This is a genomic window from Stutzerimonas chloritidismutans AW-1 (assembly GCF_000495915.1).
GTDB lineage: Bacteria > Pseudomonadota > Gammaproteobacteria > Pseudomonadales > Pseudomonadaceae > Stutzerimonas > Stutzerimonas chloritidismutans.
Genome location: NZ_AOFQ01000062.1, coordinates 39,780 through 64,198, shown reverse-complemented (window position 1 = coordinate 64,198; position 24,419 = coordinate 39,780). Strand labels below are relative to the sequence as shown.

Here is a 24,419-nt window from a genome sequence, read left to right as displayed (position 1 = left end):
AAGCAGCCTTCCTATGCAGAATGAACCTCGTAAGGTCCGCGAATTTCGTCGCCGCGAACAGGAAATCCTCGATACTGCGTTGCAGCTTTTTCTCGACCAGGGAGAGGACAGCGTTACTGTCGAGATGATTGCCGATGCGGTCGGTATCGGCAAAGGCACGATCTACAAGCACTTCAAGTCCAAGGCCGAAATCTACCTGCGGCTGATGCTGGACTACGAGCGCGACCTGAACCAGATCCTCCACTCTCCCGACCTGGACCGCGACAAGGAAGCGCTTTCGCGCGCCTACTTCGAGTTCCGCATGCGCGACCCGCAGCGCTATCGGCTGTTCGACCGCCTCGAGGAGAAAGTGGTCAAGGGCAATCAGGTGCCGGAAATGGTCGAGCAGCTGCACAGCATCCGCGCCTCCAACTTCGAACATCTGACCCAGTTGATCAAAGGCCGTATTGCCGAAGGCAAGCTGGAAGACGTGCCGCCGTATTTCCACTATTGCGCCGCCTGGGCGCTGGTGCATGGTGCGGTGGCGCTGTACCACTCGCCGTTCTGGAGCAACGTGCTGGAAGATCAGGACGGCTTCTTCCAGTTCCTCATGGATATCGGCGTACGCATGGGCAACAAGCGCAAGCGTGACTGAATCGGCGGCAGCGTGAAGATCGAACAGGCGTGGACGCAATGAACGCGAGCGAGTTTCCCATCCGCTACATCGAGCCGGTATTTCGGCCGCCCAGCGAGGCGCATTCGCTGATCCTGCCGGTGACCAATGGTTGTTCCTGGAACAGCTGTACCTTCTGTGAGATGTATACCGCGCCGCAGAAGAAGTTTCGTGCTCGCGATGAGGCGGAGGTGCTCGACGAGATCCGTCGTTGCGGCGAGCAGTTGATCGTGCAACGCGTATTCCTCGCCGACGGTGACGCCTTGGTGTTGCCGACCCACCGGCTGTTGAGAATCCTTGAACAGATCCGCCAGTGCCTGCCCGAAGTTCAACGTGTCTCGAGCTATTGCCTGCCACGCAACCTGCGCAAGAAGTCGGTTGCCGAGCTGCAGGAACTGGCGGATGCGGGGCTCGGCATGGCCTATGTCGGCGCCGAGTCCGGCGACGATGAGGTGCTGGCGCTGGTCAACAAGGGGGAGACCTACGAATCGACGCTCAGCGCGCTGGATAAGCTGGGAGCGGCGGGCATCGCACGCTCGGTGATGATTCTCAACGGGCTTGGCGGTCGCCAACTGAGTCGCCAGCACGCACGCAATTCGGCGCGGCTGATGAATGCAGCGCAGCCCGAGTTTCTGTCTACGCTGGTGGTCAGTTTTCCGCAGGGTGAAGCGCGTTTTCGGCAAACCTTCGAGGATTTCGAGCCGCTGGTGCCGGCCGATCTGTTTCGCGAGCTGGAGTGGTTGCTGGAGGACCTGCAGCTGACCGATACGGTTTTTCGCAGCGATCACGCGTCCAATTATCTGGTGCTCAAGGGCATTTTGGGTGTCGATAAACCGGGCCTGCTGCGTCGGGTACGTAAGGCCATCGAGGACCCGCGTAACGCTCCGTTGCGTCAGGAGTGGCAGCGAGGGCTCTAGCCGCCTCGTTCGAGCGGGGAGTCGAGAGCATCCAGCTGAACCGGCTCGCCTCGGTGCTGGAAGTGGCGTGGATGCTGCATTGGCTGTCGAATCGTCGGTTTTTCGTCGCCGGCCCTATGAGGTGAGTTCCATGCGATTTCTGTTACTGGCAGTGCCTGGCTTGCTTGCATTGCTCATGCTTTCTGGCTGCATGAAGGTCAGCGACATGGCGGAGGGTACCCGTTATCACCTTCGCGATGCCGGAATTCTGGATCACAGCGAGACCCGTCGTTCCAACTCCTGGCGCCTGCAGCCGGACTCATTCATCTATATCGCGCAGGGACATTTCGTGCCGCCCGGAGACGCATACCCGCGGCCGAACGTCGTGGCCGAAGAGGCCTTCAGCGGGTTTGTCGAGTACTTCCCAATGGTTCGTCGAGCCCGTGGCCCGCTCGGGCTCGAGGAGGCAATGGCCGAAGCGTCGGCAATGGGCGCGCATTATCTGCTGTATCTGCGGTTTGCCGCGGCTGATGATCGCATCGGCAGTTTCGACGAGCTGAACGATCAGCGCGCACTGGATCGCCTTGGTGTCGATTCCGGCGTGGTGCAGTTGATGCTGGTGGAAACCGGAACTCGCTATCTGGTCGATACCGCTCGCATTCGTAATCGTGGCGGCGTGCTCGGCATCTACGACGCAAAGCCGGAGCAACTCTTGCGTCCGCCGCTGCAGGACTATGCTCGTCGGTTGTTGGGCCTGTCACGTTGAGCGATGTGGCAGTATCGGGAACAGGCGATTACCTCATTCAATCGAGGAGGACCGAATGACCGATACAGGCAAGGCTGGGGATCTGCTTGCGCAGCTGTCCGCTGGCGGGAAGAAGAAAGGGTTGCCGCCGGTGCATCTGTGGAACCCTCCGTTCTGTGGCGATCTGGACATGCGCATCGCGCGCGACGGGACCTGGCACTATCAGGGTTCGCCGATCGGGCGGCCGGCAATGGTGCGTTTGTTTTCCACGGTGATTCGCCGCGACGGCGACGACTACTTTCTGGTGACACCGGTAGAGAAGGTCGGTATCCAGGTCGAAGATGCGCCTTTCGTTGCGGTCCGGCTGGAAGTCAGTGGCGAGGGTGAGACGCAAAGCCTGCGCTTTATCACCAATGTCGAGGACGAGGTCGAGGCTGGTGAAGAGCACCCTTTGCGCGTTGTCACCGATCCGCAAACGCAGGAGCCGGCGCCATATGTGCATGTGCGCGCCAACCTCGAGGCACTGATCCATCGCAATGTGTTTTATGAGCTTGTGGAGCTGGCGGTGCCCGGCAAGGTAGATGGCAAGGATTGCCTCGGTGTGTGGAGTGGCGGGACGTTCTTCCCGATTGGCGCCGCTGAGTAGTGCGCTGGCTGTTTCGTTACCCATGATCGAAAAAGGCTCCCGAGGGAGCCTTTTTTTGCTGGTCTTACATGTTGGGGTAGTTCGGCCCGCCGGTACCTTCGGGCGCGACCCAGGTGATGTTCTGCGCCGGGTCCTTGATGTCGCAGGTCTTGCAGTGCACGCAGTTCTGCGCGTTGATCTGGAAGCGCTTGCTGCCATCGTCGTTGCTCACGACCTCGTAAACGCCGGCCGGGCAGTAACGCTGTGCCGGCTCGTCGTACATCGGCAGGTTCTTTTCGATCGGAATGCTCGGGTCGGTCAGTTTCAAGTGAACCGGCTGCTCTTCCTCGTGGTTGGTATTGGAGAGGAATACCGAGGAGAGCTTGTCGAAGCTCAGCTTGCCGTCCGGCTTGGGGTAGTCGATTTTCTTCGACTCTGCAGCCGTCTTGAGGCAGGCGTAGTCCGGCTTGGTGTCGTGCAGGGTGAAGGGGATCTTGCCACCGAAGATGTTCTGATCGATGAAGTTGAACGCGCCGCCCTTGATTGCGCCCCACTTGTGAATGGCAGCGCCGAAGTTGCGGCTCTTGTATAGCTCGTCGTACAGCCAGCTGGACTTGAAGCCCTCTTCGTACGCGGTCAGCTCGTCGCCACCTTCGCGTCCGGCCAGCAGTGCGTCCGCAGCGGCTTCGGCCGCCAGCATGCCGGACTTCATCGCCGTGTGGCTGCCCTTGATCTTGGCGAAGTTCAGGGTGCCGGCGTCGCAGCCGATCAGTGCGCCGCCGTTGAATACCATCTTCGGCAGGCAGTTGATGCCGCCCTTGGCGATCGCACGTGCGCCATAGGAAACGCGCTTGCCGCCTTCCAGGTACTGCTTGATCACTGGATGGTGCTTGTAGCGCTGGAATTCGTCGAACGGCGACAGATACGGGTTGCTGTACGACAGGTCGACGATCAGGCCGACGACCACCTGATTGTTTTCCAGGTGATAAAGGAAGGAACCGCCAGTGTTTTCGTCGTTCAGCGGCCAGCCCGCAGTGTGCACGACCAGTCCCTGCTCATGCTTGGCCGGGTCGATGTCCCACAGTTCCTTGATGCCGATGGCGTAGTGCTGCGGGTCGACGTTGGCGTTGAGCTGGAAGCGGTTGATCAGCTGCTTGCCGATATGACCACGGCAGCCTTCGGCGAACAGCGTGTACTTGGCGCGCAGCTCCATGCCTGGCGTGTACATGCCTTCCTTCGGATTGCCTTCGCGGTCGACGCCAAGGTCACCGGTGACGATACCGCGCACGATGCCGTTCTCGTCGATCAGCGCTTCCTGAGCGGCGAAGCCTGGGTAGATCTCGACACCCAGGTTCTCGGCCTGCTGGGCCAGCCAGCGGCACAGGTTGCCGAGGGAAATGATGTAGTTGCCTTCGTTGTGCATGGTCTTGGGGACCAGTGCATTGGGCAGCTTGCTGGCGGCTTCGGCGGTCTTGAGCAGGTAGATGTCGTCACGCTTGACCGGCGTATTGAGCGGGGCGCCGAGCTCTTTCCAGTCAGGGAACAGCTCATTCAGTGCGCGCGGCTCGAAGACTGCGCCGGATAGAATATGGGCGCCTACTTCGGAGCCTTTCTCAACGACGCATACACTGATTTCCTGACCAGCGTCGGCGGCTTTCTGCTTCAGGCGGCAGGCTGCGGATAGGCCTGCAGGGCCGGCGCCGACGATGACAACGTCGAATTCCATGTATTCGCGTTCCATTGGGCTTTCTCCTACTCAGGGCTTGGTTGTTATATAAGTGGTGGAGGGCTGTGATCGGTCCCTGACCGAGCCGGGCCGGCGCATTATATATAGACGCTCGAATCGGTCCAATACAAACGTTTGTTTGAATTTTCTGGAAGCCTGTTAGAATCGCCCGAACCGCGTCGTTATGACGGGTCATATGCGTTGTTGACCCCGTCCGCGGCCTGCGGTCAAGATACGGACGGTTTGCACTCGCCGAACAGGGCAGCGGCTATCAAAACCCAAGCCACGAGCAAGGCTCGGTTCGCCTCGGCGGAATTCTATTCACCGGAGAGTAACGAGGAATCCATGAAGGTTCTTGTAGCTGTCAAACGAGTGGTCGATTACAACGTCAAGGTTCGCGTCAAGGCGGACAATTCGGGCGTTGACCTCGCCAACGTCAAGATGTCGATGAACCCCTTCTGCGAAATTGCCGTGGAAGAAGCCGTACGCCTGAAAGAGAAGGGCGTGGCGAGCGAAATCGTTGTCGTCTCCATCGGTCCGACCGCTGCTCAGGAGCAGCTGCGCACCGCGCTGGCGCTGGGCGCCGACCGCGCCGTGCTGGTCGAGTCCAACGACGAACTGAACTCCCTTGCGGTCGCCAAGCTGCTCAAGGCCGTGGTCGACAAGGAGCAGCCGCAGCTGGTCATTCTCGGCAAGCAGGCGATCGACAGCGACAACAACCAGACCGGGCAGATGCTCGGTGCACTGACTGGCTATGCCCAAGGCACCTTCGCCTCCAAGGTGGAAGTGGCTGGCGACAAGGTCAACGTGACCCGCGAAATCGACGGCGGCCTGCAGACCGTCGCGCTCAGCCTGCCGGCGATCGTCACCACCGACCTGCGTCTGAACGAGCCGCGCTACGCGTCGCTGCCGAACATCATGAAGTCCAAGAAGAAGCCGCTGGAAACGCTGACTCCAGATGCGCTGGGCGTCACCACCACGTCTACCGTGAAGACCCTGAAAGTCGAAGCGCCGGCTGCCCGCAGCGCCGGTATCAAGGTCAAGTCCGTGGCTGAACTGGTCGAGAAACTGAAGAACGAGGCGAAGGTAATCTAAATGACTATCCTGGTTATCGCTGAACACAATAATGCCGTCCTCGCGGCCGCTACCCTGAACACCGTTGCCGCCGCCAAGGCCATCGGTGGCGACATCCACGTACTGGTAGCCGGCAGTGGCTGCGGTGCCATCGGTGAAGCAGCCGCGCAGATCGAAGGCGTGGCCAAGGTACTGGTCGCTGACGACGCGGCTTACGCCAATCAGCTGCCGGAAAACGTCGCGCCGCTGATCGCCGACCTGGCGAAGAACTACAGCCACGTGCTGGCTGCGGCGACCACCAACGGCAAGAACTTCCTGCCGCGCGTTGCTGCTCAACTGGATGTCGATCAGATCTCCGAGATCATCGCCGTTGAAAGCGCCGATACCTTCAAGCGCCCGATCTATGCCGGTAACGCCATCGCTACCGTGCAGTCCAGCGCTGCCATCAAGGTCATCACCGTGCGTGCCACCGGCTTCGATGCCGTGAATGCCACCGGCGGTTCGGCTGCGGTCGAGCAGGTCTCAGGCGCTGGCGATGCCGGCAAGTCGACTTTCGTTGGCGAAGAGCTGGCCAAGTCGGATCGTCCCGAGCTGACCGCTGCCAAGATCGTTGTTTCCGGCGGTCGTGGCATGCAAAACGGCGAGAACTTCAAGCACCTGTACTCGCTGGCCGACAAGCTTGGCGCGGCTGTTGGTGCCTCCCGTGCCGCTGTCGATGCCGGCTTCGTGCCCAACGACATGCAGGTCGGACAGACCGGCAAGATCGTTGCACCGCAGCTGTACATCGCGGTGGGTATCTCCGGCGCCATCCAGCACCTGGCGGGTATGAAGGACTCCAAGGTGATCGTCGCGATCAACAAGGACGAGGAAGCGCCGATCTTCCAGGTTGCCGACTACGGCCTGGTGGGCGATCTGTTCGAGATCGTGCCGGAGCTGGAAAAGCTCGTCTGAAGCTGATCGCTGTTGAAGAAACCCGCTCATGTAGCGGGTTTTTTCATGGGCGATGGGCGGGTTCGTCGGTGTACCATCGGCGAACTTCGATCAGCATCAGTTAACTCGCGCAATAAGGGGATCTTCATGCGTTTCGCTTTTCCGTTGAAATTGGCCATGGTCGCGCTGGTGTTGGCAACGCCATTCACGGCAGCGGCAGCGGGGAAGTGCGACCGTCTGGTGGCGACTGGCGCAGCGGACAACCCTCCCTTTCTCTGGCGCGATCCGCAGAACCCGAAGCGTCTGATCGGGGCTAATGCGGACCTGCTCGGGCAGATCGCCGACTCGCTCGATCTGAAACTGGACCTGCTTTACACCGGTGACCGAACCAAAGCGCTCGAAGAGGTGCGCAGTGGCCGGGTCGACGTACTGGCCGATGCGACACTGACGGTGCAGCGACTCGAAGAACTGGATTTCGTCCACCCGGCCATCCTGCAATTGCAGACCGTCGCCTGGGTACGCAATGAGCCCGGCTTCTTCTATGCCAGCCGTGAAGATCTGGGAGGCCACGCCGGCTTGATCGCTGGCACCAGCCGCTTCGGTAGCGAGTTCGACGCCTTCGCGAAAAAACACCTGCAATTGCAGCCGGTCGCCGACCTCGCTCAGGGGCTGAAGCGGATCGTGGCGGGCAATGGCGACTACTTGCTGCATGAGCGGTACAGTGCAGTCGCGGCGGCTGATGCATTGGGGCTGCTGGACAAGGTGCAGCGTCTCGAACCTCCAGTGGTAGGCCGGGATATGCACCTGGCCATTTCGCACGACTCGGCCTGCAATGATCCCTGGCTGCGCGGACAACTGGCGCGGAAGATGACAGAATTGCGCGCCGCCGGTGTGCCTGAGCAACTGGTGGCGCACAACCTGACCGTCTGGAAGAACCAGCAGTCAGAGCGGGCAAAGGCTTCGAAAAAGTAGGACTCGCCGTGTTGAAAAGACTTTTCGCCAGCCCATTTCTGGTCTTGGTTTTCCTGACTGGCTGTGCCAGTGACCCCGCCCCGACAGAACAACTGCGCCTGAGCTCGCAGGCCTTGGCGCAGGCACGCTCCGTAGGCGCAACCGATGCGTACGAGGAGCTTGTGCTGGCCGAAAGCAAGTTGAGCAAGGCCCAGGAGGCACTCGAGGCAGGCGATAATCGCAAAGCCCGGCTGCTGGGCGAGCAAGCGGAGCTGGATGCTCGTCTGGCGGAGAGCAGGGTTCTGAAAGACAAGCGCGAGGCGCAGATCGACGATCTGAATCGTCGCATTCAGCGGCTACGGCAGTTGCTGGGGGAGGCCAGGTGAGAAGTGGATTTGCGATAGCCCTGGCTGGGCTGGTACTGGCTGGTTGCTCGACGCCGCAGACCGAGCTCGAATTGAACCGCGCATCTGCGGCGCTGCAACGCATTCAGGCGGACAGTATGGTCCAGCGCAGCGCGCCGAAGGATGTTCAGCGTGCGCTCGAGACGCAGCAACGCGCCGAGCGTTTCAACCAGTACTGGGGGGGCGCCGCCGACGCCCGGCATTACGCCTACCTGAGTCAGCGTTACAGCGAAATCGCCGCGAGGCAGGGTGAGCTTCTGCAGCATCAGGAACAGGTCGCGCGCCTGGAGATGGAGCGCGACCGGTTGCGGCGCATGCTGCAGGACGCCAGGTTGATGACCGCCGAGCAACAGGGTCGCTGGCTGGAAGACCAGATGATGAGCCTGGCTGCCAGCGAAACCGATCGCGGCATGGTCATGACGCTTGGCGACGTGCTGTTTCGTGCCGGCAGTGCCGAGCTCAGCCACACGGCCAATCGCACCCTGCTCAAGCTGGTGCATTTCCTCCAGCTCAATCCGCAGCGCAAGATTCGCATCGAGGGGTATAGCGACAGCCGCGGCGATGCCCAGGAGAATCTCGCGCTGTCGCAGGCGCGGGCGCAAACGGTGGCGGATCTGCTGATCAATCTTGGCGTCGCTGCCGAGCGGGTAGAGGTGCGCGGCTATGGTGAGCGCTTTCCGTTGGCCGAGAACGCCTCGGCCCGCGGTCGCGCGCAGAACCGTCGCGTTGAGATCCTGTTCTCCGACGCGGAAGGCAATCTCGGTCCCGACCGTTAGTCGCGCGGCCATCTGGGCAGACTGTTTCGCCTAGACGTGACCTAACTGTATTGGTCTGGGTCTCCAGCAGTGCGCTACTGTTACGGTTCAGTTGGCAGGAGACCGGCGAGATGACCAATCTGTTGCTCTATCAGCGCATTGCCCAGCAGCTTGCCGAAGATATTCGGCGCGGCGTATATCGCCCCGGTGAGCGCGTGCCGTCGGTACGCAAGATGAGCCGACAGCTGAGTGTCAGCCACGCCACGGTGTTGCAGGCGTACGCCAATCTCGAAGATCAGGGCATGATCCGTGCGCGCCCGCAGTCCGGCTTCTACGTCCACCAGACGCCCGTACTCACTGCGCCGACGCCGGATATTGCCCAGGTCGAGCGGCCGAAACTGGTCACCCGCAGCAGCATCATCAATCAGGTGCTCAGCGAGTCGCGCCGTGAGGGGCTGATTCCGCTGGGCGCGGCCGTGCCGCATGTGGATTACCTGCCGGTGCGGGCGTTGCACCAGCAACTGGCGAAGGTCACGCGGTTTCACAGCCCGCGGGCATTCAGCTACATGTTCAGTCCGGGCTACGAGCCGCTGCGCCGCCAGGTGGCGATTCGCATGCGCGATGCCGGTGTGGTGGTGGATTCGAGCGAAATCGTCATCACCCATGGCTGCGTTGACGCGTTGCAGATGTCACTACGGGTCCTGACCAAGCCGGGCGATCTTATCGCCGCCGAGTCGCCGACCTATTACGGCTTGCTGCAACTGGCCGATCTGCTCGGTCTGAAGGTCATCGAGATACCCAGCGACCCGGATACCGGAATGAGCCTTGAGGCGCTGCAGCTTGCAGCAGGGCAGTGGCCGATCAAGGCGCTGGTACTGACCGCGCGCCTGAGCAATCCGCTGGGCGTGAGCATGCCTGACCACCGCCAGAAGCAGCTGCTGAGCCTGGCGGCACGTTTCGACATCCAGATCGTCGAGGACGATATCTATGGCGAACTGATGTTCGACCAGGGCCAGTACAAGGCGCTCAAGTCCAATGATCGGGACGGCCGTGTCATCTACTGTTCCAGCTTTTCCAAGACGCTTTCGCCAGGGGTGCGGATCGGTTGGGTCATCGCCGGGCGCCATCAGGCCGAGATCGAGCGCCTGCAGACCTTCAGCACCCATTCGGCGTGCAGCGTCACTCAGATGGGTGTGGCGGCTTATCTGGAGAACGGGGGTTACGATCGACACCTGCGTGCCATCCGCCAGGAGTACCGCAAGAATCTCAGCGCGTTTCAGCTGGCGGTACAGCGCTACTTCCCGGAAGGCACACAAATGACGCGCCCCAAGGGCAACTTCATTCTCTGGGTCAGCCTGCCGGTGCGGGTCAATACCCAGGACCTGCACGTCAGGGCGCTGGAGCGGGGCATCAGCATCGCGCCGGGACTCATCTTCAGCAACACTGAACAATTCAACCACTGCATTCGTCTCAACTGTGGACTCCCCTGGAATAACGAGACCGAGCGGGCGCTGCGGACACTCGGGCAGCTGGCTTCGGAACTGTGTCGGGATGCCAAGTAGCGCCCCAAACCTGCCGCTGTAAGGAGCGATCGGATGCGAAGGCCGCTGTTGTTATTGCTGTCGTTGGCCTTGCTGGGCGGGTGCGGGGACGACGAATCGACCTCATCGCGTGCGCCCGCGCCGGAGCAGCACTCGGAACCCGGGAATATCGTCGAGCAGGAAGAGGTGCCGCCGGATCTCGATATCGAGCTGGCGCCGATCGAAGAAACCTCCGATGCCGAGCCGCCGGAAGTGGAGATCAGCCTGCCCGAACCCGTTCCCGAGGACGAGGCACCTGACCCGGCGCCGCAGCCCTCGACGGCCAAGCGCTCCACGCCGCCGCCAGCGAAGGTCGAACTGCCCGAGCCGGAACTCGATCTGCGCTTGCCCGAGGAACTGGTCGAGGAACTGGCGCCGGGGCCGGGTGATGAATCGATGCGTCTGTTGCCGCCACTTTTCGAGGGTGGCGGGCCGTCGCGATCGATGCAGATCGGCGGCCGGCTGATTTCCGGCGAGGCAGAAGACGAGGAGCTCATCGAGGGCGCGGAGATTCGCCTCGAATTCAAGCGCTGAGGTGCATGTGTTCCCCGGCCCTGCGCTTTAGTCCCTGGCTGGTAGCTGCGAAAGCAGCCGCTGCAGTTCATCGGCCGGCATCGGGTGGCTCATGTGGAAGCCTTGCACCTCGGTGCAGCCGTCGTCTTTCAGCAGCCGCAGCTGTTCCTCGGTTTCCACGCCCTCGGCCGTCACGCGCATCTGCAGGCCGCGGCCCAGTTCGATCAAGGCGCGTACGATCGAATGATCTTCCATCGACTGCCCGATACCGGCGACGAAGCTGTTGTCGATCTTTATCACATCGAAGGGGTAGTGGCGCAGGCTGGTCAGCGACGAGTAGCCCGTGCCGAAGTCATCTACGGCCAGGTGTACGCCGAGCGCCTTGATCCGCTTGAGCTGGTCCAGCGTGCCCTGTGTTTCCCGTAGCAGTGCACTTTCGGTAACCTCCAGCTCCAGCCGCTTGCCTGGCAGATCGTTCTCGCCGAGTGCCTGGGCTATCTCGTCGAGCAGCCGATCATCATGCAGCTGCAATGGCGAGAGGTTGACCGAGACGACCGTATCGCCTGGCCAGCGGGTCGCCTGGCTGCAGGCCTGATGCAGTACCCAGCGCCCGAGTGGAATGATCAGTCCGGTTTCTTCGGCCAGTGGAATGAACTGCTCTGGCAGTAGCAGCCCGCGCTCGGGGTGATTCCAGCGCACCAGTGCCTCGGCGCCGATGATCTGCATGCCCTGGCTCAGGTAGCGCGGCTGGTAGTAGACCTCCAGCTGCTGCTCGGCAATCGCGACGCGCAGTGCCTCTTCGCGCTGGAGCCGCTCGTGCAGCCGCTGATCCATCTCACGGCCATAGGCACGCCAGGTTCCCCGGCCTGCATCCTTTGCCTGGTAGAGCGCAATGTCGGCGCAACGCAGCAGTTCGTTGGCCTGGTTGGCATCGTCGGGCGCCAGGGCTACGCCGATGCTGGCGCCGATATTGATCTGCTGATCCTCGTAGACGAAGGGCGCGCTGATTGCCTCGATGATGCGGTTGCAGAGACGGTCGATATCGGTGTCTTCGCTCATCCGGTGGAGCGCGACGACGAACTCGTCACCGCCCAGCCGCGCCACGAGGTCGCCGTCGCGGGTGTGTTGGCGCAGGCGGGATGCCACGCCGATCAGTACTTCGTCGCCAGCGGCGTGACCGAGGGTGTCATTCACCGGTTTGAAGCGGTCCAGGTCGATGTAGAGCAATGTCAGCGCCGAGCCGCTACGAAGCGCCGCCAGATTCTGATCCAGGTAGTCGCGCAGCCGGCTGCGGTTGGGCAGGCCGGTCAGGGCATCGTGCTGAGAGAGGTACTGAACGCGAGCTTGCGCCTTGGTTTCCTCGGTGATGTCGCTGGCGGTGCCGCGATAGCCGACCAGCTTGTCGTCCTGATGGATGGCGCGGGCAGCCAGCCGGCAGAAACGCTCGCAGCCATCGGCGGCACGATAGCTGCTGCGCAGTGGTGCGACCTGTGGTGCCTGGAGCCAGTTCTGCAGCGCGGCACTGTCGCTGATCAACAGTTCCAGCAACGGGCGGCCCAGCCACTGGCTGGATTCGTGTCCGGTGATCTGGCGAAAGCGATTGGAAAGGAAGGTCAGCCGAGCTTGCGCGTCGGTTTCCCAGATCCAATCGGAAGCGGCCTCGGCGACATCGCGAAACCGCTCCTCGCTTTCCGCCAGCGCGCTGCGACTGGCGGCCAGCCTTGCATAGCTGATGTCGAGCAAGTGCAGGCTGCGCAAGGCATGGCGAATGAGCAACCAGGCGAGCAGCCCCAGCCCCAGGGCCACGACCGCGAGGATTGGCAGGGTAACCCACAGCAGCAGGCGCCCCGGCTGCGCCGGCGTCCAGGTGAGCTGGATGGTCGAGCCATCCTCCAGCGGTCGCTCGATGCGCGGATCATCGGTTGGCGTTGAGTCTGGAGCCAGGCGCAGATCCTCGATCGCATACTGCTCACCGATCTCCGCCAGCCGCTCGGCGTCCAGCAGGTCGACGAACAACAGAATCGACGCCGGCCCTTCGTCCTCTTCGATATCCGTACCACCGGTGGTCAGCGCGGCTGCGGCGACCAGCGCCGGCTGACCGTCACCCCAGAGCAGCGCGGAGACGCCCGACTCCTCCTCGACGGCTTCCCGGGCTCGCACCAGCAGCTGCGGTAAACCGTGCTGGAGAAACTCGGAACCGTCGATTGTCTGGAGTTCGCCGCGAACTACGGAATAGGCCGTATCGCCTGCCGGAGAGATGACCAGCACCACCTCGTAGTCGAAGTCCTTGTACAAGGATGGGCCGAGATTGGCCTGGGTATAAGCCCAGTCGAGGTCGACCTGCCTGTTGAGATGCACGTAGGCGTCGCCCCAGAACGCATAGTCGACGATGGAGCGGTTCATCCAGTCGTGCTGTGCCTGCAGCGCCTTGCCTACGAGGAAGTGGCTTTGCTGCAGTGCATCCTGATCGATTTTCCGGGCAATGTGGATGAGTGCGGCAGCGGCCACAATGAGGGCGATGACCAGTAGGGCGACCATGCCAGGAAGAATGCGGCGAGCGAAAATCGATCTGGCCTGCGGTTTTACCGGGCCATCGTCGGGAAGGAGAGTTTGCATGAGGGGATTCCTGCCAGCACTGCATTGGATCGCGGCAATGGCGGCATGGTGCCACTACCGCTCGGCAAAATCATCGTAAATTGCGCGGACCACTGGTTTGAGCGACTGCGCTCTATCGACTTTTAGCGGTCGCGGGAGTCTTGTGCGTCCGCCTCGGCATTGCGTTGAGCGATGCGTTTTTTCTGTTCTTCGGTCAGGGGAATCTTCTTTGCCGTCGAGCGCAGCATCAGCAGGCTACCGACGATCGAGCCCAGCGCGACGAGCAGAATAAGCCAAAAATACCAGGGCATGTTTTTCCTCCGGGCGGTTGGGCGGCAGTGACGAGCCGCACTCTACGTGGCTGCGTCAGGGTGGTCACTATCGGCGTTGCGATAGCTATTCTGACCCCGCAGGGAGGCTTTCGTCGCGCGTGGTGTTTTCTGCGACAATGCGCGCCGACTTTTCCGAGGACGTGTCATGACCTGCCAGACTCCGATTATCGTAGCGCTCGATTCCCCCTCCCGCGATGCTGCTTTGGCATTGGCGCGCCAGCTCGATCCGCGGCTTTGCCGGGTCAAGGTCGGCAAGGAGCTGTTCACGCGTTGCGGTCCGGCGGTGGTCGAGGCATTGCAGGGAATGGGCTTCGAGGTGTTCCTCGACCTCAAGTTTCACGATATTCCCAACACCACCGCGATGGCGGTGAAGGCCGCTGCCGAGCTGGGCGTGTGGATGGTCAACGTGCACTGCTCCGGCGGTCTGCGGATGATGGCGGCCTGCCGTGACACGCTTTCTGGTATGGCCGGACCCACGCCGCTGCTGATTGGTGTCACCGTGCTGACCAGCATGGAGCAGGACGATCTCGCTGGCATCGGTCTGGATATCGCACCGCAGGATCAGGTGCTTCGGCTGGCCGGGCTGGCTGCGCAGGCTGGGCTGGATGGACTGGTCTGTTCGGCGCAGGAAGCAGTGCCGCTCAAGGCGCAGTTCCCGGCGCTACAGCTGGTCACACCGGGCATTCGTCCGGCCGGCAGTGCGCAGGACGATCAGCGCCGCATCCTGACTCCGGCCCAGGCCATGGCTGCAGGCTCCGATTATCTGGTGATCGGCCGGCCGATCGCGCAGGCAGCCGATCCGGCGCAAGCGCTGGCAGCCGTGGTGGCCGAGCTGGCATGACGAAAAAAGGCTGGGCCTCACGGCTCAGCCTTTTTCGCAGCGGGCAGTTGCTCAGCTGACCTTGAGCACCAGCTTGCCGAAGTTGCCGCCGGTGAACAGCTTCATCAGCGTGTCCGGGAAGGTCTGCAGTCCCTCGATGATGTCTTCCTTGCTCTTGAGCTGGCCGCTCGCGAGCCATTCGGCCATGTCGCGCATCGCCTCGGGATAGCGCGTGACATAGTCGGTCACCACCATACCTTCCATGCGCGCGCGATTGACCAGCAGCGACAGGTAGTTGGACGGGCCCTTCACCGCTTCCTTGTTGTTGTACTGGCTGATGGCCCCGCAGATCACCACGCGAGCGCCGACGCTGATGCGCTGCAGCACCGTATCCAGGATGTCGCCGCCGACGTTGTCGAAGAACACGTCCACGCCTTTCGGGCATTCACGCTTCAAGCCCGCTGCCAAGTCTTCATTCTTGTAATCGATGGCGCCGTCGAAACCGAGTTTCTCGGTCAGGAAGCGGCACTTGTCCGCGCCGCCGGCGATACCCACCACGCGACACCCCTTGATCTTGGCGATCTGCCCGGCAACGCTGCCGACCGCACCGGCGGCGCCGGAGATCACCACGGTCTCGCCGGCCTTGGGCTGGCCAACCGCAAGCAGCGCGAAGTAGGCGGTCATGCCGGTCATGCCCAGCGCGGACAGGTAACGCGGCAGCGGAGCCTGTTGCGGGTCGACCTTGTAGAAACCCTTCGGCTCGCCGAGGTAGTACGCCTGCACGCCCAGGGCGCCGTTTACATAGTCGCCTTCCTTGTAGTCAGGATGCTGCGAGGCGATCACCTTGCCGACACCGAGGGCGCGCATCACTTCGCCGATGCCCACCGGTGGAATGTAGGATTTGGCATCGTTCATCCAGCCGCGCATGGCCGGGTCGATGGACAGGTATTCGACCTTGACCAGAATCTGATTGGGGCCAGGCTCGCTCACCGGCTTCTCGACGTAGTCGAAGGTCTCCCGGGTCGGCGCACCGATCGGCCGCTGGGCTAGCAGGAATTGCTGGTTGAGCAGGGTCATGGAATAAGCCTCGTGTTTGCGAAAGGTTTGGTTTAGCCCGGCCAGCGCCGCGCCGCAAGCTACGTCAGCAGGCTGGAATGAACGGGCATCCAGTTCGGTGATATGACCGTGCCGGCAGTTAAATGCGCGAGCGCATAGCGGTATAAGTTCGACCGGGAAGCCTTGTGCGGTCATTTTGCGGGCGCAAGGTGAGTCGAATTCTTCGGGAAGAACAATCATGAGCATGACATTCTCCGGGCAGGTTGCCCTGGTTACCGGCGCAGCAGCAGGAATCGGTCGCGCCACTGCGCAGGCGTTCGCCGAGCAGGGCCTCAAGGTGGTGCTGGCCGACATCGACGAAGCGGGCATCCGCGATGGCGCAGAAAGCATTCGTGCTGCTGGCGGCCAGGCGATCGCCGTGCGCTGCGACGTCACGCGCGATGCGGAGGTCAAGGCGCTCATCGAGCAGACGTTGGCGCAGTACGGGCGGCTCGATTACGCCTTCAACAATGCCGGCATCGAGATCGAGCAGGGACGCTTGGCCGAGGGCAGCGAGGCGGAGTTCGACGCGATCATGGGCGTCAACGTCAAGGGCGTCTGGCTGTGCATGAAGCACCAGCTGCCGGTCATGCTGGCGCAGGGTGGTGGCGCTATCGTCAACACCGCGTCCGTTGCGGGTCTCGGTGCTGCGCCGAAGATGAGCATCTACGCGGCATCCAAGCATGCGGTGATCGGCCTGACCAAGTCGGCAGCGATCGAGTACGCCAAGAAGCAGATTCGCGTGAATGCGGTATGCCCGGCGGTGATCGACACCGACATGTTCCGCCGTGCCTACGAGGCCGACCCGCGCAAGGCGGAGTTCGCTGCGGCCATGCACCCAGTCGGGCGCATCGGCAAGGTCGAAGAGATTGCCGCCGCGGTGCTGTACCTGTGCAGCGACAGCGCCGCCTTCACTACCGGTCATGCGCTGGCGGTAGATGGCGGGGCGACGGCGATCTGACGGCGCGCCCGGCGCTGTCTGGCCGGGCACCCCTTTCAGCGCCGCTCAGTTACGACGGCGCAGAATCAGCAAGGTGATTACACCTGCGATCAATCCCCACAGCGCCGCGCCGATGCCGAACAGCGTCAGCCCTGACGCCGTGACCATGAAGGTGATTAGCGCTGCCTCTCGCTCGTCGGGCTGCTGCATCGCCTGGGTCAGCCCCGAGCCGATCGAGCCGAGCAATGCCAGCGCGGCGACGGACAACACCAGTGCCGCGGGGAAGGCGGCGAACAGCGCGGCCAGGGTTGCGCCGAAGATGCCGGCAATACCGTAGAACACCCCGCACCAGGCAGCTGCGGTATAGCGTTTTTGCGGGTCGGGATGAGCTTCTGGGCCTGCGCAGATGGCCATGGTGATCGCCGCCAGATGAATGCCGTGGGAGCCGAACGGCGCCAGCAGTACCGAAGCGATGCCGGTGGTGGAGATCAGCGGCGAAGCCGGCACCTGATACCCCTCGGCACGCAGCACGGCCAGGCCTGGCATGTTCTGCGAAGCCATGGCGATGACGAACAGCGGGATGCCGATACTGAAGATCGCCGCGAGGGAAAACGCCGGTGTGGTCCACACCGGCACCGCGACCTGCAGGCTGAAGCGCTGGAAGTCCAGCAGACCGGAAATGCCGGCGATCAGGCAGCCGACCAGCAGCGCTGCGAGCACGGCGTAGCGGGGCTGCATTCGCTTGGCCAGCAGGTAGCTGAAGAACATGCCGAGCACCAGCACCGGCTGAACCTCGACGGCACGGAAAATCTCGCTTCCGATATTGAACAGTACGCCCGCCAGCAGCGCGGCAGCCAGCGATGCCGGTACTCGCCGCATCAGCCGATCGAAGCTCCCAGTCAGGCCGCACAGGGCAATCAGCGCCGAGGCGAAGATGAAGGCGCCGATGGCTTCGGCGTACGGCACGCCGGGCAGACTGGTGATCAACAGGGCCGCGCCGGGCGTCGACCAGGCAACCACCACCGGCGTGCGATAGCGCAGCGACAGGCCGATGCTGCAGATCGCCATGCCGATCGACAGTGCCCAGATCCACGAAGAGATCTGCGCCGTGCTCAGGCCTGCTGCCTGGCCGGCCTGGAACATCAGCACCAGCGAGCTGGTATAGCCGGTGAGCATGGCGATGAAGCCGGCGACGACGGTCGAAGGCGAGCTATCACTGAGGGGGCGCAGGGCGGTACGGCTGATTTCGTTCATTGCTGATTTCTACTTATGCAAGTTATGCAAGGTATGACGTCGCGCGGCTGCGGCAGCCTATCGTACAGAGCCTATTGGCCGTGGTCGGGTAGCGTCGCGGTACAGCCGCCCGCGTATTGGACGTAACAGTTGCGACGGGCGTAAGTGCAGGTCATCGCCGCGCCTGGCCGCTGGTATTCGATCTGGCACCCTTGTTGCTATCTAGTCTTTGCCTGCCGCGATGCGTCAAAAAAACCGCGGCTGTTGGAGGATTAGATGAGTCAGGGTGTTCAATTCAATCGCTTGATGCTGGAAATGCGGGCCATGCAGACCGATGCAATGGCGCGCGCCAAGCCGGAGGTCAAAACCCAGGAGGTCGGCGCTCCAAGCTTCTCCGACATGCTTGGCCAGGCGGTGAATAAAGTGCACGAAACCCAGCAGGTTTCGAGCCAGCTGTCATCTGCCTTCGAGATGGGGCAGGGCGGTGTCGACCTGACCGAAGTGATGATCGCCTCCCAGAAGGCCAGCGTTTCCTTTCAAGCCATGACCCAGGTGCGCAACAAACTGGTTCAGGCTTATCAAGACATCATGCAGATGCCGGTGTGAGGCGGATTGAATCATGGCTGAAGCGGTGAACGTTCCGGTGCCGGCTACTCCCGAGGGTGTCAAGAAGCCCCTGCTGGGCTTGTCCTTTCTGGAAAACCTTTCGGATATGTCCATGCTGCGGCAGGTCGGCCTGTTGGTCGGGCTGGCGGCCAGCGTGGCGATCGGTTTTGCCGTGGTGCTCTGGTCGCAGCAGCCCGATTATCGTCCGCTGCTCGGCAGCCTGGCGGGGATGGATGCCAATCAGGTGATGGAAACCCTCGCCGCTGCGGATATCGCCTATACCGTCGAACCGAACTCCGGCGCCCTGCTGGTCAAGGCGGATGATCTTGCTCGCGCACGTCTCAAGCTCGCCGGTGCGGGTATCGCGCCGGCCGACAGCAACATCGGTTTCGAAATCCTCGACAAGGAACAGGGCCTGGGTACCAGCCAGTTCATGGAGGCGACCCGTTATCGTCGTGGTCTCGAGGGCGAACTGGGCCGCACCATTTCCAGCCTGAACAACGTCAAGGGCGCCCGTGTGCACCTGGCGATCCCGAAGAGCTCGGTGTTCGTTCGCGACGAGCGCAAGCCCAGTGCCTCGGTACTGGTGGAGCTTTACCCGGGCCGCGCGCTGGAGCCGAGCCAGGTGATGGCGATCATCAACCTCGTCGCCACTAGCGTGCCGGAACTGGGCAAATCGCAGATCACCGTGGTGGATCAGAAGGGCAACCTGCTGTCCGATCAGCAGGAGCTGACCGAGCTGAGCATGGCCGGCAAGCAGTTCGACTACAGCCGCCGCATGGAAAGCCTCTACACCCAGCGCGTGCACAACATTCTGCAGCCGGTGCTGGGCAGCGGCCGCTACAAGGCCGAAGTCTCCGCGGACGTGGATTTCAGCGCCGTCGAATCCACCTCGGAAACCTTCAACCCCGATCAGCCTGCGTTGCGCAGCGAACAGAGCGTCAATGAGCAGCGCCAGAGCAGCCTGCCGCCGCAAGGCGTGCCGGGCGCCCTGAGCAATCAGCCTCCTGGCCCGGCGACCGCGCCCGAGCAGGCCAATCAGGCCGCAGCCGCCGCGGGTGCCGTGGCTCCTGGTCAGCCTCTGCTCGATGCCAATGGTCAGCAGGTCATGGATCCCGTGACCGGTCAGCCGATGCTCGCGCCTTATCCGGCCGACAAGCGTGAGCAGGCTACGCGCAACTACGAACTCGATCGCTCGATCAGCTATACCAAGCAGCAGCAGGGTCGCCTGCGCCGGCTCTCGGTGGCAGTAGTGGTCGACGATCAGATGACGCTCAATGCGGCCGGCGAGATGGTTCGCGTGCCATGGAACGCCGATGAACTGGCGCGCTTCACTCGCCTGGTGCAAGACGCGGTGGGTTTCGATGCCAGCCGCGGCGACAGCGTCAGCGTGATCAACACCGCGTTCGTCGCCGACAGCGCCGGTGAGACCTTCGAAGAGATACCGTTCTACTCGCAACCGTGGTTCTGGGATGTGGTCAAGCAGGTCCTCGGCGTGCTGTTCATCCTGGTGCTGGTGTTCGGTGTGCTGCGTCCGGTGCTCAAGAGCCTCACCAATCCGTCCAGCGGCAAGGACCTGCAGGTTGCCAGCGGTCCGGGCGAACTGGGTGACGATGATGGACTGGACTCCGGCCTGGCCAGCGACCGGGTCAGTCTGAGCGGCCCGCAGAACATTCTGCTGCCGAGCCCCAGCGAGGGATATGAAGCCCAGCTGAACGCGATCAAGAACCTTGTGGCCGATGACCCGGGACGGGTAGCCCAGGTGGTGAAAGAGTGGATCAACGCCGATGAATGACAATCGAGTTCAAGCCAAGCTCAACAAGGTCGACAAGGCCGCCATCCTGTTGCTCTCGCTGGGTGAAACCGACGCTGCGCAGGTCCTGCGTCACCTCGGTCCGAAAGAGGTGCAGCGCGTCGGTACTGCCATGGCGCAGATGCGCAACGTGCAGAAGGCACAGATCGAACAGGTAATGAGTGAGTTCGTCGAGATCGTCGGCGACCAAACCAGCCTCGGCGTCGGCTCCGACGGTTACATCCGCAAGATGCTTACCCAGGCGCTCGGCGAGGACAAGGCCGGCGGCCTGATCGACCGCATACTGCTGGGCGGCAACACCAGCGGTCTGGACAGCCTGAAATGGATGGAGCCGCGTGCGGTGGCGGATGTGATCCGCTACGAGCACCCGCAGATCCAGGCCATCGTGGTGGCCTATCTCGACCCGGACCAGGCTGGCGAGGTGCTCTCGCATTTCGACCACAAGGTGCGCCTGGACATCGTCCTGCGCGTGTCCTCGCTCAACACCGTGCAGCCGGCTGCGCTGAAAGAGCTGAACCTGATCCTGGAAAAGCAGTTCTCCGGCAGCACCAACACCAGCCGCGCCAGCCTGGGCGGCGTAAAGCGCGCGGCGGACATCATGAACTACCTGGACAGCTCCATCGAAGGCCAGCTGATGGATGCCATCCGCGATGTGGACGAGGACCTGTCGAGCCAGATCGAAGACCTGATGTTCGTCTTCGACAACCTCGCCGAAGTCGACGACCGCGGCATTCAGGTGCTGCTGCGTGAGGTATCCTCCGACGTGCTGGTGATGGCGCTCAAGGGCGCCGACGACGGCATCAAGGAAAAGGTCTTCAAGAACATGTCCAAGCGCGCCGGCGAGCTGCTGCGTGACGACCTGGAGGCCAAGGGCCCGGTGCGTGTCAGCGATGTCGAGAATGCGCAGAAGGAAATCCTTACCATTGCTCGCCGCATGGCCGAGGCCGGTGAAATCGTCCTGGGTTCCAAGGGCGGCGAAGAGATGATCTAACCAGGTACGAATTCCACCCATGGCCAAGGACAACCCCAGCGACGTCATACGCGCGAAAGACGTCAGCCTGTTCGATCGCTGGTCGCTGCCCAGCTTCGACCCGCAGGGCGAAGAAGACGAGTTGCCTGCAACAGGGGTCGTGGAAGAGCCCGCCGAAGAGCTGGCGCGCAGCGAGGACGTCCCGGTCGAGGAAGTCAAACCGCTGACGCTCGACGAACTCGAAGCGATCCGCCAGCAGGCATACAACGAAGGTTTCGCCACCGGCGAGAAAGATGGTTTCCATGCCGGCCAGCTCAAGGCGCGGCAGGAGGCCGAGGCCGCGTTGGCGCCGCGGCTGGAAAACCTCGAGCAGCTGATGGGTCAGTTGCTCGAGCCGATTGCCGATCAGGATCGCAATCTCGAGCACGCCATGGCGACCCTGGTCAGCCACATGGCGCGCGAAGTGATCCAGCGTGATCTGCTGATCGATTCCAGCCAGATCCGTCAGGTGCTGCGTGAGGCGCTGAAGTTGCTGCCAATGGGCGCCAGCAATGTGCGAATCCACGTCAATCCGCAGGACTTCGAGCTGATCAAGGCGCTGCGCGAGCGGCACGAGGAAAGCTGGCGAATTCTCGAGGACAGCAGCCTGCTGCCTGGTGGCTGTCATATCGAAACCGAGCACAGTCGCATCGATGCGAGCATCGAGACGCGTCTCACCCAGGCCATCAAGCAACTGTTCGAACAGCAGCGCGAGAATGCCACCCGTCCCCCTGCCGCCGATCTGACCATCGATCTGGACATGCCCGATGCGCCTTGAGCGAACCAGTTTCGGCAAGCGTTTCGAAGCCTATGGCGAAGCGATCAAACTGCCCAGCCAGCCCATGCTCGAAGGGCGCCTGCTGCGCATGGTCGGGCTGACGCTGGAGGCCGAAGGGCTGCGCGCAGCCGTTGGCAGTCGCTGCCTGGTGATCAACGACGACAGCTATCACCCCACCGAGGTCGAGGCCGAGGTGATGGGCTTTTCCAGCGGCAAGCTGTATCTGATGCCCGTCGGCAGCCTTGCCGGCATCGCCCCGGGCGCGCGGGTCGTGCCGCTGGTCAATACCGGACGACTGCCGATGGGCATGTCCATGCTCGGCCGCGTGCTGGATGGCGCAGGGCGTGCACTGGACGGCAAGGGCGGCATGAAAGCCGAGGACTGGGTGCCGATGGTCGGCCCGGTGATCAACCCGCTCAAGCGCCATCCCATCAGCGAGCCACTGGATGTCGGTATCCGCAGTATCAACGGGTTGCTCACGGTCGGGCGCGGTCAGCGTCTCGGCCTGTTCGCCGGTACCGGGGTTGGCAAGTCGGTGCTGCTGGGCATGATGACCCGTTTCACCGAGGCCGACATCATCGTGGTCGGGCTGATCGGTGAGCGGGGGCGTGAGGTCAAGGAATTCATCGAGAATATCCTCGGCGAGGAAAGCATCAAGCGCTCCGTGGTGGTGGCATCGCCGGCTGACGAAGCGCCGCTGATGCGCCTGCGCGCCGCGCAGTACTGCACCCGTATTGCGGAGTACTTCCGCGATCAGGGCAAGAACGTGCTGCTGCTGATGGACTCGCTGACGCGCTATGCCCAGGCCCAGCGCGAGATCGCCCTGGCCATCGGCGAGCCGCCAGCGACCAAGGGCTATCCGCCGTCGGTGTTCGCCAAACTGCCGAGTCTGGTCGAGCGCGCCGGTAATGCCGAGCAGGGCGGCGGCTCGATCACGGCGTTCTACACCGTGCTCTCCGAAGGTGACGACCAGCAGGACCCGATCGCCGATGCCGCTCGCGGTGTACTCGACGGCCATATCGTGCTGTCGCGCCGTTTGGCCGAAGAAGGCCACTATCCGGCTATCGACATCGAAGCCTCCATCAGCCGGGTCATGCCACAGGTGGTGAGCGCCGAACATGTGCGTGCGTCGCAGCGTTTCAAGCAGCTCTGGTCGCGCTACCAGCAGAGCCGCGACCTGATCAGTGTCGGCGCCTATGTGCCAGGTGGCGATCCGGAAACGGATATGGCCATCGCGCGCCAGGCCGAGATGGTCAGTTACCTGCGCCAGGGCCTCGATGAGAGCGAGGACCTGACGCGCAGCGCCGCGCAACTCGCAGCGGTGTTCAATCCACGGCAGGGCGGCTAACCGATGGCGGCCAGTCGGGCGGCGCGCCTGGCGCCGGTCATCGAGATGGCCGAAAAGGCCGAGCAGGAGGCCGCACGGTTGCTGGGCCAGGGCCAGACTCAGCTGAATCAGGCCGAGGCCAAGCTCGGTGAGCTGGAGCAGTACTTCAGGGACTACCAGCAGCAATGGATGCAGCAGGGCAGTCAGGGCGTCTCGGGGCAGTGGCTGATGAATTACCAGCGCTTCCTGTCGCAGCTGGAGTCGGCCATCGGGCAGCAGCAGCGCAGCGTCAACTGGTACCGCGACAACCTGAAGAAGCTGCGCCAGCAGTGGCACCAGCGCCATGCGCGTGTCGAAGGCCTGAGCAAGCTGGTCGAAAGCTATCAGAAGGAAGCGCGGATCGCGGCGGACAAGCGCGAGCAGAAGTTGCTCGACGAGTACGCCCAGCGGCTGTCCGGGAGAACGCGTGAGCAGTGATCCAGCCACGGTCTCAGGCCGGATTCGTGCTTGCCGTACCGCTGCTTGAATGATAAATCTTGACCGCGTTTCAGCGCGGCGACCGCCAACAGATCGTTTCAGCTGCCATCTGGCTCTTCCGAGGATAAGTCTCAGAACCGGGTGGCCGCCTTTCAGCCGGTACACGGCTGTTCATTTCGCTTATCGCGACGGCTGCTCGCAAGCCGCTTTCAAGACGTACCGGATCAGGAGTGCCACATGACCATTACCTCGCAGCCTTCGACGGATGGCCAGGAGTTGACCATATCCATCAGCGGACGCTTCGACTTCAATGCGCATCAGGCCTTCCGTGATGCTTACCAACGTCAGGACGTGAATCCGCAGCGTTACGTGGTCAATCTGCAAGGCACCACTTACATGGATAGTTCGGCGCTGGGCATGCTGCTCTTGTTGCGCGATCACGCCGGTGGCGACGAGGCGGACATCCGCCTGCTCAACTGCAACGGCGATGTGCGCAAGATCCTGTCGGTGTCGAATTTCGAACAATTGTTCGTGATCGCCTGA

The 24,419-nt window shown here is 62.5% G+C and carries 25 protein-coding genes; 20 read left to right on the top strand and 5 right to left on the bottom strand.

The genetic code is table 11. The annotated features are described in order from the left end of the window. Positions 1-13: 13 nt before the first annotated feature. The 4 genes from F753_RS45090 (at position 14) to F753_RS45075 (ending at position 2,939) form a co-directional block, all read left to right on the top strand. Positions 14-634 carry a TetR/AcrR family transcriptional regulator gene (locus tag F753_RS45090; protein WP_003299617.1) on the top strand — a complete coding sequence of 207 codons (621 nt, stop codon included), beginning with the start codon at positions 14-16 and terminating at the stop codon, positions 632-634. A gap of 38 nt (positions 635-672) precedes the next feature. Beyond that, entirely contained in the window at positions 673-1,569 is an 897-nt protein-coding gene (locus tag F753_RS45085; RefSeq protein WP_023446708.1) for a radical SAM protein, read from the top strand. Positions 1,570-1,699: 130 nt separating this feature from the next. Continuing rightward, complete coding sequence (locus F753_RS45080) at positions 1,700-2,314, top strand: DUF4823 domain-containing protein (protein ID WP_014820884.1); 615 nt, start codon at positions 1,700-1,702, stop codon at positions 2,312-2,314. Positions 2,315-2,369: 55 nt separating this feature from the next. Next, the gene (locus tag F753_RS45075) at positions 2,370-2,939 is read left to right on the top strand and encodes a DUF1285 domain-containing protein (RefSeq protein ID WP_023446707.1); all 570 of its coding nucleotides are present in this window, start codon (positions 2,370-2,372) and stop codon (positions 2,937-2,939) included. Between the two features lie 64 nt (positions 2,940-3,003). Here F753_RS45075 and F753_RS45070 read toward each other — a convergent pair whose 3' ends face one another. After that, the gene (locus F753_RS45070; protein WP_023446706.1) at positions 3,004-4,659 is read right to left on the bottom strand and encodes an electron transfer flavoprotein-ubiquinone oxidoreductase; all 1,656 of its coding nucleotides are present in this window, start codon (positions 4,657-4,659) and stop codon (positions 3,004-3,006) included. A 330-nt stretch (positions 4,660-4,989) separates the two neighbouring features. Between F753_RS45070 and F753_RS45065 the strand changes: the two genes are divergently transcribed. The 7 genes from F753_RS45065 to F753_RS45035 all read left to right on the top strand — a co-directional run bounded on the left by F753_RS45065 (position 4,990) and on the right by F753_RS45035 (position 10,872). Then, positions 4,990-5,739 carry an electron transfer flavoprotein subunit beta/FixA family protein gene (locus F753_RS45065; RefSeq protein WP_023446705.1) on the top strand — a complete coding sequence of 250 codons (750 nt, stop codon included), beginning with the start codon at positions 4,990-4,992 and terminating at the stop codon, positions 5,737-5,739. Then, entirely contained in the window at positions 5,740-6,669 is a 930-nt protein-coding gene (locus F753_RS45060) for an electron transfer flavoprotein subunit alpha/FixB family protein (protein WP_023446704.1), read from the top strand. It abuts the gene before it with no gap. 126 nt (positions 6,670-6,795) lie between these two features. After that, on the top strand, positions 6,796-7,620 hold the full coding sequence (locus F753_RS45055) for a substrate-binding periplasmic protein (protein WP_031298316.1): 825 nt from the start codon (positions 6,796-6,798) through the stop codon (positions 7,618-7,620). Positions 7,621-7,628: 8 nt separating this feature from the next. Continuing rightward, the gene (locus tag F753_RS45050) at positions 7,629-7,985 is read left to right on the top strand and encodes a DUF4398 domain-containing protein (RefSeq protein WP_041207346.1); all 357 of its coding nucleotides are present in this window, start codon (positions 7,629-7,631) and stop codon (positions 7,983-7,985) included. Then, positions 7,982-8,779 (top strand): OmpA family protein, encoded by a 798-nt coding sequence (locus tag F753_RS45045; protein WP_031298314.1) that lies wholly within the window; start codon positions 7,982-7,984, stop codon positions 8,777-8,779. The genes F753_RS45050 and F753_RS45045 overlap by 4 nt, the downstream gene beginning before the upstream one ends. Before the next feature lie 110 nt (positions 8,780-8,889). Next, positions 8,890-10,320, top strand: coding sequence for an aminotransferase-like domain-containing protein (locus F753_RS45040; protein ID WP_023446700.1), 1,431 nt, complete (start codon positions 8,890-8,892; stop codon positions 10,318-10,320). Between the two features lie 33 nt (positions 10,321-10,353). Then, positions 10,354-10,872, top strand: a complete 519-nt coding sequence (locus tag F753_RS45035) for a superantigen-like protein SSL4 (RefSeq protein WP_023446699.1) — start codon at positions 10,354-10,356, stop codon at positions 10,870-10,872. 27 nt (positions 10,873-10,899) lie between these two features. Here the strand turns inward: F753_RS45035 and F753_RS45030 are convergent, their stop codons facing one another. Together F753_RS45030 and F753_RS49330 are read right to left on the bottom strand one after the other, a co-directional pair. Next, positions 10,900-13,467, bottom strand: a complete 2,568-nt coding sequence (locus F753_RS45030) for a bifunctional diguanylate cyclase/phosphodiesterase (protein WP_023446698.1) — start codon at positions 13,465-13,467, stop codon at positions 10,900-10,902. 122 nt (positions 13,468-13,589) lie between these two features. Next, positions 13,590-13,757 carry a DUF2897 family protein gene (locus F753_RS49330; RefSeq protein ID WP_014820873.1) on the bottom strand — a complete coding sequence of 56 codons (168 nt, stop codon included), beginning with the start codon at positions 13,755-13,757 and terminating at the stop codon, positions 13,590-13,592. A gap of 166 nt (positions 13,758-13,923) precedes the next feature. Between F753_RS49330 and pyrF the strand changes: the two genes are divergently transcribed. Beyond that, positions 13,924-14,619 carry an orotidine-5'-phosphate decarboxylase gene (gene pyrF / locus F753_RS45025; RefSeq protein ID WP_023446696.1) on the top strand — a complete coding sequence of 232 codons (696 nt, stop codon included), beginning with the start codon at positions 13,924-13,926 and terminating at the stop codon, positions 14,617-14,619. Between the two features lie 51 nt (positions 14,620-14,670). Here pyrF and F753_RS45020 read toward each other — a convergent pair whose 3' ends face one another. After that, positions 14,671-15,675 carry an NADP-dependent oxidoreductase gene (locus F753_RS45020; protein ID WP_023446695.1) on the bottom strand — a complete coding sequence of 335 codons (1,005 nt, stop codon included), beginning with the start codon at positions 15,673-15,675 and terminating at the stop codon, positions 14,671-14,673. 217 nt (positions 15,676-15,892) lie between these two features. On the opposite strand from F753_RS45020, the gene F753_RS45015 reads away from it, so the two are divergent. Continuing rightward, on the top strand, positions 15,893-16,654 hold the full coding sequence (locus F753_RS45015) for an SDR family oxidoreductase (RefSeq protein ID WP_014820870.1): 762 nt from the start codon (positions 15,893-15,895) through the stop codon (positions 16,652-16,654). 45 nt (positions 16,655-16,699) lie between these two features. On the opposite strand, the gene F753_RS45010 is transcribed toward F753_RS45015, so the two are convergent. Next, positions 16,700-17,887 carry a benzoate/H(+) symporter BenE family transporter gene (locus tag F753_RS45010; protein ID WP_023446694.1) on the bottom strand — a complete coding sequence of 396 codons (1,188 nt, stop codon included), beginning with the start codon at positions 17,885-17,887 and terminating at the stop codon, positions 16,700-16,702. A gap of 255 nt (positions 17,888-18,142) precedes the next feature. On the opposite strand from F753_RS45010, the gene fliE reads away from it, so the two are divergent. From fliE to F753_RS44975, 7 genes are all read left to right on the top strand, one after another. Beyond that, complete coding sequence (gene fliE / locus F753_RS45005) at positions 18,143-18,472, top strand: flagellar hook-basal body complex protein FliE (protein WP_003299599.1); 330 nt, start codon at positions 18,143-18,145, stop codon at positions 18,470-18,472. A gap of 13 nt (positions 18,473-18,485) precedes the next feature. Next, positions 18,486-20,267 carry a flagellar basal-body MS-ring/collar protein FliF gene (gene fliF, locus F753_RS45000; RefSeq protein ID WP_023446693.1) on the top strand — a complete coding sequence of 594 codons (1,782 nt, stop codon included), beginning with the start codon at positions 18,486-18,488 and terminating at the stop codon, positions 20,265-20,267. Further along, entirely contained in the window at positions 20,260-21,276 is a 1,017-nt protein-coding gene (gene fliG, locus F753_RS44995) for a flagellar motor switch protein FliG (protein WP_014820867.1), read from the top strand. The genes fliF and fliG overlap by 8 nt, the downstream gene beginning before the upstream one ends. Before the next feature lie 19 nt (positions 21,277-21,295). Continuing rightward, a complete protein-coding gene (gene fliH, locus F753_RS44990) occupies positions 21,296-22,072 on the top strand; it encodes a flagellar assembly protein FliH (RefSeq protein WP_023446692.1) in 777 nt (258 codons plus the stop codon). Then, positions 22,062-23,420 (top strand): flagellar protein export ATPase FliI, encoded by a 1,359-nt coding sequence (gene fliI / locus F753_RS44985; RefSeq protein ID WP_023446691.1) that lies wholly within the window; start codon positions 22,062-22,064, stop codon positions 23,418-23,420. The genes fliH and fliI overlap by 11 nt, the downstream gene beginning before the upstream one ends. A 3-nt stretch (positions 23,421-23,423) precedes the next feature. Beyond that, the gene (fliJ, locus tag F753_RS44980) at positions 23,424-23,876 is read left to right on the top strand and encodes a flagellar export protein FliJ (RefSeq protein ID WP_023446690.1); all 453 of its coding nucleotides are present in this window, start codon (positions 23,424-23,426) and stop codon (positions 23,874-23,876) included. 237 nt (positions 23,877-24,113) lie between these two features. Continuing rightward, on the top strand, positions 24,114-24,419 hold the full coding sequence (locus tag F753_RS44975; RefSeq protein ID WP_003299593.1) for an STAS domain-containing protein: 306 nt from the start codon (positions 24,114-24,116) through the stop codon (positions 24,417-24,419).

Coding starts and splice junctions, on each gene's coding strand:
- F753_RS45070 (WP_023446706.1), bottom strand. CDS start 4,659: ATGGAACGCGAATACATGGAATTCGACGTTGTCATCGTCGGCGCCGGC.
- fliF (WP_023446693.1), top strand. CDS start 18,486: ATGGCTGAAGCGGTGAACGTTCCGGTGCCGGCTACTCCCGAGGGTGTC.
- F753_RS45040 (WP_023446700.1), top strand. CDS start 8,890: ATGACCAATCTGTTGCTCTATCAGCGCATTGCCCAGCAGCTTGCCGAA.
- F753_RS45075 (WP_023446707.1), top strand. CDS start 2,370: ATGACCGATACAGGCAAGGCTGGGGATCTGCTTGCGCAGCTGTCCGCT.
- F753_RS45060 (WP_023446704.1), top strand. CDS start 5,740: ATGACTATCCTGGTTATCGCTGAACACAATAATGCCGTCCTCGCGGCC.
- F753_RS45080 (WP_014820884.1), top strand. CDS start 1,700: ATGCGATTTCTGTTACTGGCAGTGCCTGGCTTGCTTGCATTGCTCATG.
- pyrF (WP_023446696.1), top strand. CDS start 13,924: ATGACCTGCCAGACTCCGATTATCGTAGCGCTCGATTCCCCCTCCCGC.
- F753_RS45085 (WP_023446708.1), top strand. CDS start 673: ATGAACGCGAGCGAGTTTCCCATCCGCTACATCGAGCCGGTATTTCGG.
- F753_RS45030 (WP_023446698.1), bottom strand. CDS start 13,467: ATGCAAACTCTCCTTCCCGACGATGGCCCGGTAAAACCGCAGGCCAGA.
- F753_RS49330 (WP_014820873.1), bottom strand. CDS start 13,757: ATGCCCTGGTATTTTTGGCTTATTCTGCTCGTCGCGCTGGGCTCGATC.
- fliG (WP_014820867.1), top strand. CDS start 20,260: ATGAATGACAATCGAGTTCAAGCCAAGCTCAACAAGGTCGACAAGGCC.
- F753_RS45015 (WP_014820870.1), top strand. CDS start 15,893: ATGAGCATGACATTCTCCGGGCAGGTTGCCCTGGTTACCGGCGCAGCA.
- F753_RS45010 (WP_023446694.1), bottom strand. CDS start 17,887: ATGAACGAAATCAGCCGTACCGCCCTGCGCCCCCTCAGTGATAGCTCG.
- F753_RS44975 (WP_003299593.1), top strand. CDS start 24,114: ATGACCATTACCTCGCAGCCTTCGACGGATGGCCAGGAGTTGACCATA.
- F753_RS45065 (WP_023446705.1), top strand. CDS start 4,990: ATGAAGGTTCTTGTAGCTGTCAAACGAGTGGTCGATTACAACGTCAAG.
- fliI (WP_023446691.1), top strand. CDS start 22,062: ATGCGCCTTGAGCGAACCAGTTTCGGCAAGCGTTTCGAAGCCTATGGC.
- F753_RS45035 (WP_023446699.1), top strand. CDS start 10,354: ATGCGAAGGCCGCTGTTGTTATTGCTGTCGTTGGCCTTGCTGGGCGGG.
- F753_RS45020 (WP_023446695.1), bottom strand. CDS start 15,675: ATGACCCTGCTCAACCAGCAATTCCTGCTAGCCCAGCGGCCGATCGGT.
- fliJ (WP_023446690.1), top strand. CDS start 23,424: ATGGCGGCCAGTCGGGCGGCGCGCCTGGCGCCGGTCATCGAGATGGCC.
- F753_RS45090 (WP_003299617.1), top strand. CDS start 14: ATGCAGAATGAACCTCGTAAGGTCCGCGAATTTCGTCGCCGCGAACAG.
- F753_RS45055 (WP_031298316.1), top strand. CDS start 6,796: ATGCGTTTCGCTTTTCCGTTGAAATTGGCCATGGTCGCGCTGGTGTTG.
- fliE (WP_003299599.1), top strand. CDS start 18,143: ATGAGTCAGGGTGTTCAATTCAATCGCTTGATGCTGGAAATGCGGGCC.
- fliH (WP_023446692.1), top strand. CDS start 21,296: ATGGCCAAGGACAACCCCAGCGACGTCATACGCGCGAAAGACGTCAGC.